Below are 12,907 nucleotides of genomic sequence, written 5' to 3' on the forward strand. Positions count from 1 at the left end.
GTGCGCATTCCGGCCGGCTGTCGCCGGAGTGCGGTGTCGTCATCGCGGTACGCAGTCTGATTCGTCTCCAACCTCAAAGAAAAGAATCACGATGTCCTCTCTCCGCACCCGCATCCTCGTCATCTCTTCGGCCACCGTGATCGGTGCGCTCGCGCTGTCGGGGGCCGCCACGTACGCCATCGTGCGCGCCAGCACGCTGGCATCCATCGATCAGAACCTGACGGCCATCGCCAGCGGCAACACGCTGGCCATCGACAAGTGGGTGACAGCCAAGGCCCAGGCCGTGAAGGCGACGGCGGAGGCGGTGGAGTACGGCGATCCGCATGGCCTGGTCAAGCACATGGGCGATGCCGATGGCTTCCCGATCACCACCGTCGGCTGGACCGACAAGACGTTCTTCTCCACCAGCGCCGGCACGCCCAAGGACTACGATCCGACCGCCCGCCCCTGGTACAAGTCGGCCATCGCCGCCGGCAAGCCGACCGTCACCAAGCCTTACGGCGATGCGTCGACCGGCGTGCCGTACGTATCGTTCGCCGCGCCGCTGATGCGCAACGGCGCGGCGACCGGCGCGCTGAGCGGCGCGGTGCCGCTGGACGGCGTGCGCGAAGTGGTGGCGGCGGTGCATCCGACGCCGTCGAGCCTGGCCTTCGTGGTGGCGCGCGACGGCCAGGTGATCGCGCATCCCGATGCCAAGCTGATGCTCAAGCCGGTGACGGAGGTGTCGGCCGCGCTGACGCCGGATGCGCTGACGTCGCTGGCCAAGGCGACCGCGCCGCTGGAAGTGGAGCTGGCCGGTGCCGCCAAGCTGCTCAAGGCGCAGGCGGTGCAGGGCACCGACTGGTATCTGGTGATCGCGCTGGACAAGGCTGAGGCCACCGCCGGCCTGCGCAGCGTGGCGCGCGCGCTGGGGGTGGCGATGGTGCTGCTGACGCTGGCGGCGGTAGGCATCGCGGCGTTCTTCACCGCGCAGTCGTTCCGCCGGCTGTCGCAGGTGCGCGATGCGATGGACACCATCGGCTCCGGCGGCGGCGACCTGACGCATCGGCTGCCGGTGGTCGGCAACGATGAGGTGGCGCAGATCTCCGCATCGTTCAACACCTTCATCGACAAGATCGGCGAGGTGCTGCTGGAGGTGCGCGCCAGCGTCGAAAACATGAAGTCCGCCACCGGCGAGATCGAGATGGGCAACCGCGACCTGTCGCTGCGCACGGAGACGTCGGCGAGCAACCTGCAGGAAACCTCGGCCGCACTCACCGAGCTGACCACCAGCGTGAAGAACTCCGCCGAGGCCGCAGTGCAGGCCACGCGCCTCGCGGGCGAGGCCAGCGAGGCGGCCGTGCGCGGCGGCGAGGTGGTGTCGGGTGCGGTCAGCACGATGGACGCGATCGCGCAGTCGTCGTCGCGCATCAGCGAGATCATCGGCGTGATCGACAGCATTGCGTTCCAGACCAACATCCTCGCGCTCAACGCCGCGGTGGAGGCCGCCCGCGCTGGCGAGAACGGCCGCGGCTTTGCCGTGGTGGCCGGCGAGGTGCGCACGCTGGCGCAGCGCAGCGCCGCCGCCGCGCGCGAGATCAAGGCGCTCATCCAGGCCTCGGAAGCCAGCGTCAAGGCCGGCGCCGAGCGCGTCGATGCCGCTGGCGCGACGATGCGCGAGATCGTGGAAGGCATCCAGCGCGTCAGCCGCATCATCGGCGAGATCGATGGCGCCATGCACGAGCAGAGCGCGGGCATCAGCCAGATCGATCGCAGCGTCGCCGAGATGGATCAGGCCACGCAGCAGAACGCCGCGCTGGTGGAGCAATCGACCGCTGCCTCGTCGATGCTCAACGAGCAGGCGCATGGGCTGGCGCGCACGGTTGGGCTGTTCCGGCTGCGCGGGGGCTAGCGCCAGACCACGTCGGTCACCTGCGGAATGGTCGGCACCAGCGCCCGCAGGTGCACCTCCAGGCGGCCGGCTTCCGTGTCGACATCCACGCGGTGGAACAGCCGCTGCAGCACGGACGGCTCCGCGACCGGGAAGATCGCCCAGGTGTCCGTGCTGCCCTCGACGTTGCCGCAGCCGTACCACAGCAGGCACGGGTCGCGCGAGACCATCACCACCCAGCCGAAGTCTTCCGGGATCACGTCGTGCGCGGTGATGCCGCGCGCGGCGAGGGCCTCGGCCAGCCAGCGGGCCAGCGCTTTGCCGTAGACACCGGGGTTGGTCTCGCGGTCTTCGCCGTCGATGGGCCGGAAGAAGGGCGTACGGAAGACGACTTGCATGGTGGTGCCGCGCGGAGCGCCGGCGGGCTCAGCGTGATCGTCCGTCGAACTGCGTGACCGGCACCGCCGCCAGGTCGATGTCTTCCAGGCAGCGGATGTTGATGGCCACCATGGCCTTGCCGTCGGCACCGGTGCCTTCGCCGTAGGGGTGCATGCCGCACACCGGGCAGAAGCGATGCCGGATCACGTGCTTGTTGAAGGTGTAGGTGCTGGCGTTCTCGTCCGGCGTGAGCAGGTGCAGGTGCTCGCGCGGCACGAACCACAGCAGCGAGCCCTTGCGCTGGCAGATCGAGCAGTTGCAGGCCATCGCGCTGCCCGGCTCGCCGTCGACCTCGAAGGCGATGCGTCCGCAGTGGCAGCTTCCCTTGTGCGTCATGGCGGGGCTCCTGGTGAAGGTCGTGCCCGGACACTATAGGCGGAATCGTGCGCCGCGCCTCGGGATTCGCCCTAGGTCTGCCGCCATGCGTGGCGATGCGACAATCGGCTCCGATGCGCCGCGCCGGATGGCGGCCATGACCACTGACCACGGAGGAGGGGAGCATGCATCGCAAGCGCTGTCTGGGATGGCTGCGGGCCGCGGGTGTCGTGGCCGCGTCGGCAATGTGTCCGGGGGCATGGGCGCAGGCTTCGGCACCGGCGGCCGCGCCGCCGCTCGCCCCGCAGATCATCGACATGGGCGCCATGACCGCCGCCGACATCGGCCCCATCGTGCCCGACATGGGGACGCTGCGCACCAGGGGGCTGGTGGCGACCGCCAGCGGGACCGTGGGCATCCAGGCCGGCACCGTCGTCAAGCACACGCATGCCTATTCCGACGAGATCCAGTACGTGATGGCCGGCACCGCCACCGTGTGGCTCGACAACGGGCCGCGCGAGGTGCACGCGGGCGACCTGATCGTGATCCCGCGCGGCGTCGTGCACGGGACGCTGGCGACCAGCGCGGACTTCAGGGCGATGGCGATCAAGCTGCCGCCGCAGCGCTCGGGGGATACCCAGAAAGTCCCCTGAGGGGATGGCGCGAGCCGTGTGCGTCACGGGCGGCGTTCGGGGCACTCCGGCGCGCAGCCGCGCGGCGCGGCGCGCGCGTGGCCGTCCGGCCGCCGATCCCCCATCCCGTACAATGGCGGCCTTCGTTTCGATCCCGCCGCCATGTCCGCACCGCTCGCCAACGACACCTTCCTGCGTGCCCTGCGCCGCCAGCCCACCGAATACACGCCGCTGTGGCTGATGCGCCAGGCGGGCCGCTACCTGCCCGAGTACAACGCCACGCGCGCGCGCGCCGGCAGCTTCCTGGGCCTGGCCAAGTCGCCGGCCTATGCCACCGAGGTGACGCTGCAGCCGCTGGACCGCTATCCGCTGGATGCCGCCATCCTGTTCTCCGACATCCTGACCGTGCCCGATGCGATGGGCCTGGGGCTGTCGTTCGAGCAGGGCGAAGGTCCGCGCTTCGCGCGACCGGTGCGCTCCGAGGCGGACGTGGCCGCGCTGTCGGTGCCCGACATGGCCTCGCTGCAATACGTCTTCGATGCGGTGTCGGAAATCCGCCGCGCGCTGGTGCAGGACGGCCGCCAGCGCGTGCCGCTGATCGGCTTCTCGGGCAGCCCGTGGACGCTGGCCTGCTACATGGTCGAAGGCGGCGGCTCGGACGACTTCCGCACCGTCAAGTCGATGCTCTACGCGCGCCCGGACCTGATGCACCGCATCCTGGAAATCAACGCGGCCGCCGTGATCGACTACCTGAACGCGCAGATCGACGCCGGCGCCCAGGCCGTGATGGTGTTCGACACCTGGGGCGGCGCGCTGGCCGACGGCATCTACCAGACGTTTTCGCTGGCCTATATGGCGCGCGTGGTGGAAGGCCTGCGCGCCGGCGCGGACGGCCAGCGTGTGCCGGTGATCCTGTTCACCAAGGGCGGCGGGCTGTGGCTCGAATCGATGGCCCAGACCGGCGCCGATGCGCTGGGCGTGGACTGGACGGTCAACCTGCAGCTGGCGCGCGTGCGCACCGGCGGCCGGGTGGCGCTGCAGGGCAACCTCGACCCGACCGTGCTGTTCGCCGAGCCGGATGCCATCCGCGCGCAGGTGCGCCGGGTGCTGGAGGACTATGCCGCCGGCGGCGACAGCGATGGCCATGTGTTCAACCTCGGTCACGGCATCTCGCAGTTCACGCCGCCGGAGTCGGTGGCGGTGCTGGTGGACGAAGTGCACACCTTCAGTCGCGCGCTGCGGACCCGCTTGCCGTAGCAACGGAATGTTGCGGTGCGATAGCGTTTGAATGGCCGGCCCTTGGTGCAGCGGGCCGATGCAACGGAGCGGCGGTTCGCCACTCTGGTGCAGACGCGGTGAGCGGCCACTCGCGTGTACGCGGCGCGCCGGCGCCTGGAAACCCTGTCAAGCGAAATATTTCGCACCTTTTTGTGCGCAACCCCGATGTCAAGACTTGACTTATGCACAAAGCTGTCGCGGCTGGCATTTTTCGCGGCGCAGCAGGAGCCGGCTTCTGTATTCGTCGCATAAGTGTTTGATTTTTATACGATAAAGTTGTGTGCGCGGAAATCGGGCAAGCTAGAAAAAGGCTTGATCCTCCGGCCTTCGCGGGCGCTGCCGGCGACTTTTCAACAAAGTTATCCACAGCCTGTGTGGATAGCCGGAAAAAACGGACGCCGATCAGGGCGCCAAGCCACAAACCTCAAGTGATACTTGAGGTTCGGGCGGGGCGCGGTGCAGGCGTCACGTTCGCGGTGGGGCCGGCGGATCGCTTTTCCGGGTGCGCTGGGCGCCGCTGCTTCGCAACAAATCCTGTGCAATTCACCGCCTGTCCCACGCATGACCGCTACCCGTGTTGATGCCGCTCCGCCCGCCGTTGCCCAGGCAGCGCGCGCGGGCGCCATTGCGCGGATGGTGATCGATACGCCGCTGGATGCCGTATTCGACTATCGCTGCGCGCAGCCGGTCGTGCCGGGCCAGCTGGTGGTGGTGCCGTTCGGCAGCCGGCGCGTGGTGGCGCTGGTGGTGGAGACCGCCGGCACCACCGAGGTGCCGGCAGACCGCCTGCGCGATGTCGAGCGCGTGCTCGACTGGGTGCCGCCGCTGGATGCCGAATGGCGCGCGCTGGCCGAATTCGCCGCGGGCTACTACCACCGGGCGCTGGGTGAAGTGACGCTGCCGGCGCTGCCGCCGTTGTGGCGTACGCCCGGCAGCTGGGATAGCCTGGCCCGCCACGCCACCGAGACCGTCTACGTGATGCGCGAGCCGGCGCGCGCCGCCTTGCTCGACAGCATCCCCCGGCGGGCGGCCGGGGCGATGCGCCTGGCCGAAGCGCTGACGGGCGACGGCGAACTGTCCGCCAGCGCCGCTGTCGCGCTGCACGGGCAGGCGACGGCCAAGCTGCGCGATTGGGCCGCGGTGGGCTGGGTCGGGGCGGAACTGCGTCCCAGGCCGTTGCTGCCGGTGCCGCGCGATCTGCCGCCGGCGTCCGTCGCGCCGGCGCTCAATGCCGAGCAGGCCGCGGCCGTCGAAGCCATCGCGCAGGCCGGGGCGGGCGGCGGTTTCGCGCCGTTCCTGCTGTACGGGGTCACCGGCAGCGGTAAGACCGAGGTCTACCTGCACGCCATCGCCGATGCCCTCGCGCGCGATCCGGCCGCGCAGGTGCTGATGCTGGTGCCCGAGATCAACCTGACGCCGCAGCTGGAGGCGCGCATTGCGGCGCGCTTCCCCGGCGTGCCGCTGGCCGCGCTGCACAGCGGCCTGGCCGAGCAGCCGCGCGCGCTGAACTGGCTGGCGGCGCATCGCGGCGAGGCGCGCATCGTGCTCGGCACGCGGCTGGCGATGCTGGCCTCGCTGCCGCACCTCGCGCTGATCCTCGTCGACGAGGAGCACGACACGTCCTATAAGCAGCAAGAGGGCCTGCGCTATTCCGCGCGCGATCTGGCGCTGTGGCGGGCCAAGCAGCGCGGCATCCCGGTCGTGCTCGGGTCGGCCACGCCGTCGCTGGAGACCTGGTGGCGCGCCGAGCAGGGCACCACCGCGCGCCTGGTGCTGTCGCAGCGCGCGCAGGCCGATGCGGTGCTGCCGCGCGTCTCGCTGATCGACCTGACGCTGGAGCGCCGCGCGGGCCGGGAGATCCGCGACGGGCTGTCCAGGCCGCTGCTCGATGCCGTTGCCGGGCGCCTGGCGCGCGGCGAGCAGAGCCTGCTGTTCCTCAACCGCCGTGGCTACGCGCCGGTGCTGGCGTGCGACGCCTGCGGCTGGTTGTCGGGCTGCCCGCGCTGCTCGGCATATCTGGTGCTGCACAAGCCGGAGCACCGGCTGCGCTGCCACCACTGCGGCTACGAATCGCGCATCCCGCACCATTGCCCGGACTGCGGCAACGTCGACATCGCGCCGCTGGGGCGCGGCACGCAGCGCATCGAGGAGACCCTCGGCGCGCTGTTTCCGCAGGCGCGCGTGGCGCGCATCGACGCCGACTCCACCCGCCGCAAGGGCAGCGCCGAGGCGCTGTTCGACACCGTGCACGAAGGGGCCGTCGATATCCTGATCGGCACGCAGATGGTCGCCAAGGGGCATGACTTCCAGCGCGTGACGCTGGTGGGCGTGGTGGCGCCCGATGCGTCCCTGTTCAGCCACGACTTCCGTGCCGGCGAGCACCTGTTCGCCTCGCTGATGCAGGTGGCCGGGCGCGCCGGCCGCGCCGGGCTGGCGGGCGAAGTGCTGATCCAGACCCGCTACCCGGATGCCCCCGCCCTGCTGGCGCTGGTGCGGCACGATTACGCCGGCTTCGCGCGCCAGCTGCTGCGCGAGCGCAAGCAGGCCTGCCTGCCGCCGTTCGCCTACCAGGCGCTGCTGACCGCCGAACACCGCGAGTTGGCGCGCGCGCTGGAATTCCTCGGCGCCGCGCGCGCGGCCGGGCAGGCCGTGGCCGAAGCCCAGGGCCTGCCGGTGCAACTGCACGATCCGGTGCCCATGACCATGGTGCGCCTGGCCAACCGCGAACGCGCCCAACTGCTGCTTGAGAGCGCTTCGCGCGCCGCCCTGCAGCGGCTGCTGGCCACCTGGACCGACGGGTTTGGCGACATCGGCCGGACGGTCAAGGGCGTGCGCTGGCAGCTCGAGATCGACCCGCTGCGGATCTGATCGCCACTTCCGGTGCGGGGTGCGTCATGTGCGGTTGCACCAAAAATCCGATGCCCTGAACCAAGGGGTTCTACTGAGTTGCACCCCGCGAGCGGCCGGGCGTATGATCCGTTCGGTTTGCCGGCCACAAGCAGGCAAGGCAGCTCAGCAAAGGAACCCTCATGGCTACGACCACCCTCGGGGTCAAGCTGGACGATGCTTCGCGCGAACGCCTCAAGCGCGCGGCCCAGTCCATTGACCGCACACCGCACTGGCTGATCAAGCAGGCGATCTTCACCTATCTGGACCAAGTGGAGCGGGGGCAGCTGCCGAATGATGTGGGCGGCCCGGCGGCGGATGGCCTCCCGTCCGCCGCCGCAGCCGTCGCGGACATGGCCGATGCCGATGGCACCGAGGCCGTGGTGCAACCCTTCCTCGAATTCGCGCAGAGCGTGCAGCCGCAGTCGGTGCTGCGCGCCGCCATCACGGCCGCCTACCGCCGGCCGGAAACCGAGGCGATCCCGATGCTGCTGGAGCAGGCCCGCCTGCCGGGCGCGCTGGCCTCCGAGGCCAAGCAACTTGCCCGCGACCTTGCCGGCAAGCTCCGTACGCAAAAGGTCGGCACCGGCCGCGAAGGTCTGGTGCAAGGTCTGATTCAAGAGTTCTCCCTGTCGAGCCAGGAGGGCGTGGCGCTGATGTGCCTGGCCGAGGCACTGCTGCGCATTCCCGACAAGGCCACGCGCGATGCGCTGATCCGCGACAAGATCAGCAGCGGCAACTGGCAGTCGCACCTGGGCCAGAGCCCGTCGTTGTTCGTCAACGCCGCCACCTGGGGCCTGCTGCTGACGGGCAAGCTGGTGGCCACGCACAACGAGGCCGGACTGTCGAAGGCGCTCACGCGCATCATCGGCAAGCGCGGCGAGCCGCTGATCCGCAAGGGCGTCGACATGGCGATGCGCCTGATGGGCGAGCAGTTCGTCACCGGCGAGACCATTTCCGAAGCGCTGGCCAACGCCCGCAAGTACGAGGCCGAAGGCTTCCGCTACTCCTACGACATGCTCGGCGAAGCCGCCATGACGGAAGAGGATGCCCAGCGCTACCTCGCGTCGTACGAGCAGGCCATCCGCGCGATCGGCCAGGCTTCGGGCGGGCGCGGCATCTATGAGGGGCCGGGCATCTCGATCAAGCTGTCGGCGCTGCACCCGCGCTACAGCCGCGCCCAGTACGACCGCGCCATCAATGAGCTGTATCCGCGCGTGAAGGGCCTGGCCATGCTGGCCCGCGAGTACGACATCGGCATCAACATCGATGCGGAAGAAGCCGACCGCCTGGAGCTGTCGCTCGATCTGCTCGAGCGCTTGTGCTTCGCGCCCGAGCTGGCCGGCTGGAACGGCATCGGCTTCGTGGTGCAGGGCTACCAGAAGCGCTGCCCGTTCGTGCTCGACTACCTCATCGACCTGGCGCGCCGCAGCAAGCACCGCCTGATGATTCGCCTGGTCAAGGGCGCCTACTGGGACAGCGAGATCAAGCGCGCCCAGGTCGACGGCCTGGAGGGCTATCCGGTCTATACGCGCAAGGTCTACACCGACGTGTCGTACCTGGCCTGCGCACGCAAGCTGCTGGCCGCGCCCGATGCCGTGTTCCCGCAGTTCGCCACGCACAACGCCCATACGCTGGCGGCCATCTATCACATGGCCGGGCAGAACTATTACCCCGGCCAGTACGAATTCCAGTGCCTGCACGGCATGGGCGAGCCGCTGTACGAGCAGGTGGTCGGCAACAAGCCGGGCAAGCTCAACCGGCCGTGCCGCATCTACGCGCCGGTCGGCACGCACGAGACGCTGCTGGCCTACCTGGTGCGCCGCCTGCTGGAGAACGGCGCCAACACCTCGTTCGTCAACCGCATCGCGGACGAGTCGATTCCGCTGGACGAACTCGTCGCCGATCCGGTGGCGGTGGTGGAGAACATGCACGCCGAGGAAGGCGCGCTCGGCCTGCCGCATCCGAAAATTCCGTTGCCGCGCAATCTCTATGGTGATGTGCGTGCCAATTCGGCAGGGATCGATCTGGCGAACGAGCATCGGCTGGCGTCGTTGTCGTCTGCGCTGCTGGCCGGTACCAGCTCGGTCTGGGCCGCTGAACCGACCATCGGCGATGCGCCATACACCGGTGGCACGCCGCAACCGGTGCGCAACCCGTCGGACCTGCGCGACGTGGTCGGCCACGTGACCGAAGCCACTGAAGCCGACGTCGATGCCGCGCTGTCGGCCGCCGCCGCCGCCGCCCCGATCTGGCAAGCCACGCTGCCCGAAGCGCGTGCCGCGCTGCTCGATCGCGCCGCCGACCTGATGGAAGGCGAGATGCAGCACCTGATGGGCCTGATCATCCGCGAGGCGGGCAAGACGCTGTCCAACGCGATCGCCGAAGTGCGCGAGGCGGTGGACTTCCTGCGCTACTACGCGGCGCAGGTGCGTGGCGGGTTCTCCAGCGACACGCACCGCCCGCTGGGCCCGGTGGTCTGCATCAGCCCGTGGAACTTCCCGCTGGCGATCTTCACCGGCCAGGTGAGCGCGGCGCTGGCCGCCGGCAACCCGGTGCTGGCCAAGCCCGCCGAGCAGACCCCGCTGATCGCCGCACAGGCCGTGCGCATCCTGCGCGAGGCCGGCGTGCCGGCCGGCGCGGTGCAGCTGCTGCCGGGCCGCGGCGAGACCGTCGGGGCCGCGCTGGTGAAGGATGCGCGCACCAAGGGCGTGATGTTCACCGGCTCGACCGAGGTGGCGCGCATCCTGCAGCGCACGCTGGCCGGCCGCCTGGATGCCAACGGCGCACCGATCCCGCTGATCGCCGAGACCGGCGGCCAGAACGCGATGATCGTCGATTCGTCGGCTCTGGCCGAGCAGGTGGTGGCCGATGTGCTGTCGTCCGCCTTCGATTCCGCCGGGCAGCGCTGCTCGGCCCTGCGCGTGCTGTGCCTGCAGGACGATGTGGCCGACCGCGTGCTGGCGATGCTCAAGGGCGGCATGGCCGAGTTGGCGATGGGCAATCCCGATCGCCTGTCCACTGACGTCGGCCCGGTGATCGACGCCGAGGCGCGCGACAACATCGTCGGCCATATCGAAGGGATGCGCGCCAAGGGCCGGCGCGTGCACCAGGCGCCCGCGCCGGCTGCCTGCGCCCACGGCACCTTCGTGCCGCCGACGGTGATCGAACTCGACAGCCTGTCGGACCTGACGCGCGAGATCTTCGGGCCGGTGCTGCACGTGGTCCGCTGGAAGCGCACAGCCGACAACGCCGGCCTCACCCGGCTCATCGAGCAGATCAACGGCACGGGCTACGGCCTGACGCTGGGCATCCACACCCGCATCGACGAGACCATCGCGCACATCGTCGAGCGTGCGCGGGTGGGCAACCTGTACGTGAACCGCAATATCGTCGGCGCGGTGGTCGGCGTGCAGCCGTTCGGCGGCGAGGGCCTGTCGGGCACCGGCCCGAAGGCGGGCGGCTCGCTGTATCTGCTGCGCCTGCTGTCGACCTGCCCGCAGGACGCGATGCGCACGGCGCTGGAGTTGACCGCGGGCGCCGGCACCGACGTCGAGACCGAGGAGCGCCGCGCGCTGCTGGTGCCGTTCGACGCGCTGCGTGACTGGGCGCGCCGGCAGTCGCCCGGGCTGGCCGCGCTGTGCGACCGCCTGGCGGCGGCCACGGCCACCGGCGCGGTTCTGACGCTGCCGGGCCCGACCGGCGAGCGCAACACCTATATGCTGCTGCCGCGCGACGCGGTGCTGTGCGTGGCGGCCGATCCGGCCGACTGGCTGCGTCAGCTGGCGGCCGTGCTGGCCGTGGGCAGCGAGGCGGTCGTGCAGGAAAACCCTGCCATCGCCGAGGTGCTGCGTACGCTGCCGTCGGCAGTACAATCGCGCGTCCGGACAGTGGCGTCGCTGGAAGACGCGGCGTTCGACGCGGTGCTGCACCACGGCGATTCGGATCACCTGCGCGCCCTGTGCGAAGGGCTGGCGCGCCGTGCCGGTCCGATCGTCGGCGTGCAGGGCTTGCCGCACGGCGGACAGGGGCTGGCGTTGGAGCGCCTGCTGATCGAGCGTTCGCTGTCGGTCAACACGGCCGCGGCGGGTGGCAACGCCAGCCTGATGACCATCGGCTGACGGGGCGCACGAGCAGGATTCGCTGCGCCGCCTCCATGACAGGTGGGGGCGGGGCGCGAAGCGGGAGGAGGGCGGCGGCGATCCCGTCGCGCCATGGTTCCAAATTGCGTTTGAATGGGAGATGCACAAATGAAATTGAAGCAACTGTGGGTGGCAGCGGCGCTGTGTGCGCTGGGCAGCGCGGCATCGGCTCAGGAAGTCATCAAGCTGGGTTTCGCCGCGCCGATGACCGGCGCCCAGGCCCAGTACGGCAAGGACATGCAGAACGGCGTGACCCTGGCCATCGAAGAGTTCAACGCCACCAAGCCGAAGATCGCCGGCAAGGATGTGAAATTCCAGCTGGTGTCGGAAGACGACCAGGCCGATCCGAAGACCGGCACCACCGTCGCGCAGAAGCTGGTGGACGGTGGCATCAAGGGCATGGTCGGCCACTTCAACTCGGGCACCAGCATCCCGGCCTCGCGTGTGTACAACCAGGCCGGCATCGCGCAGATCGCCATGGCGACCGCCCCGGAATACACGAAGCAGGGCTACAAGACCACCTTCCGCATGATGACCTCCGACACCCAGCAGGGTTCGGTGGTCGGCACCTTCGCCGTCAAGAAGCTGGGCTACAAGAACCTCGCCATCGTCGATGACCGCACGGCCTATGGCCAGGGCCTGGCCGACGAGTTCGAGAAGGCCGCCAAGGCCGCCGGCGCCACCATCGTGCGTCGGGAGTACACCAACGACAAGGCCAGCGACTTCAAGGCGATCCTCACGCAGATCAAGAGCAAGAACCCGGACGCCGTGTTCTACGGCGGCGCCGAAGGCCAGTCGGCTCCGCTGGTCAAGCAGATGCGCGAGCTGGGCATGAAGGCGACGCTGATGTCGGGCGAAATGTCCAAGACCGACGACTTCATCAAGCTGGCCGGCGCACCGGCCGCCGAAGGCGTGGTGTGCTCGCTGGCCGGCCTGCCGCTGGAGCAGATGCCGGGCGGCGCGGGCTACAAGCAGCGCTACGAGAAGCGTTTCGGCTCGACGGTGCAGACGTACTCGCCGTACGCCTACGACGGCGCGATGGCCCTGATGAAGGCGATGGTCGCCGCCGGTTCGTCCGACCCGAGCAAGTACCTGCCGATCCTGGCCGCCACCAACGCGCAGGGCGTCACCGCCAAGCACTACGCCTACGACGACAAGGGCGACCTCAAGGACGGCGGCATCACCGTCTACAAGGTCACTGGCGGCAAGTGGGTGCCGCTCGAAAGCGTGGGCGGCAAGTAAGCCGGCCGCGTAGTCCGCAGCATGGAAGACCGCCCTCCGGGGCGGTTTTTCTTTGGCCGCGCGCATCGCGGCAGCCCGCCGCCACCGAGGCGGCCGGGTTTCTT

8 protein-coding genes are annotated in these 12,907 nt (G+C 69.7%); 6 read left to right on the top strand and 2 right to left on the bottom strand.

What is annotated here, in order from left to right:
* The first annotated feature begins 91 nt into the window (after positions 1-91).
* Complete coding sequence (locus GO999_RS00715) at positions 92-1,891, top strand: methyl-accepting chemotaxis protein (RefSeq protein WP_043876687.1); 1,800 nt, start codon at positions 92-94, stop codon at positions 1,889-1,891.
* On the opposite strand, the gene GO999_RS00720 is transcribed toward GO999_RS00715, so the two are convergent.
* Together GO999_RS00720 and GO999_RS00725 are read right to left on the bottom strand one after the other, a co-directional pair.
* Entirely contained in the window at positions 1,888-2,268 is a 381-nt protein-coding gene (locus GO999_RS00720) for a hypothetical protein (RefSeq protein WP_019717224.1), read from the bottom strand. The genes GO999_RS00715 and GO999_RS00720 overlap by 4 nt on opposite strands.
* 28 nt (positions 2,269-2,296) lie before the next feature.
* Positions 2,297-2,644: a GFA family protein gene (locus GO999_RS00725; protein WP_011003189.1), complete on the bottom strand. Its 348-nt coding sequence runs from the start codon at positions 2,642-2,644 to the stop codon at positions 2,297-2,299.
* Positions 2,645-2,808: 164 nt separating this feature from the next.
* Here GO999_RS00725 and GO999_RS00730 point away from each other — a divergent pair, with 164 nt between their 5' ends.
* The 5 genes from GO999_RS00730 (at position 2,809) to GO999_RS00750 (ending at position 12,803) form a co-directional block, all read left to right on the top strand.
* Positions 2,809-3,276 carry a cupin domain-containing protein gene (locus GO999_RS00730; RefSeq protein ID WP_011003188.1) on the top strand — a complete coding sequence of 156 codons (468 nt, stop codon included), beginning with the start codon at positions 2,809-2,811 and terminating at the stop codon, positions 3,274-3,276.
* Positions 3,277-3,417: 141 nt separating this feature from the next.
* Complete coding sequence (gene hemE, locus GO999_RS00735) at positions 3,418-4,512, top strand: uroporphyrinogen decarboxylase (RefSeq protein WP_011003187.1); 1,095 nt, start codon at positions 3,418-3,420, stop codon at positions 4,510-4,512.
* Between the two features lie 582 nt (positions 4,513-5,094).
* Positions 5,095-7,401, top strand: a complete 2,307-nt coding sequence (locus GO999_RS00740) for a primosomal protein N' (protein ID WP_211906463.1) — start codon at positions 5,095-5,097, stop codon at positions 7,399-7,401.
* A gap of 161 nt (positions 7,402-7,562) precedes the next feature.
* Complete coding sequence (gene putA / locus GO999_RS00745; protein WP_211906464.1) at positions 7,563-11,540, top strand: trifunctional transcriptional regulator/proline dehydrogenase/L-glutamate gamma-semialdehyde dehydrogenase; 3,978 nt, start codon at positions 7,563-7,565, stop codon at positions 11,538-11,540.
* 129 nt (positions 11,541-11,669) lie between these two features.
* Positions 11,670-12,803, top strand: coding sequence for a branched-chain amino acid ABC transporter substrate-binding protein (locus tag GO999_RS00750; protein ID WP_011003184.1), 1,134 nt, complete (start codon positions 11,670-11,672; stop codon positions 12,801-12,803).
* Positions 12,804-12,907: the final 104 nt, after the last annotated feature.

Source organism: Ralstonia nicotianae (assembly GCF_018243235.1).
Taxonomy (GTDB): Bacteria; Pseudomonadota; Gammaproteobacteria; order Burkholderiales; family Burkholderiaceae; genus Ralstonia; species Ralstonia nicotianae.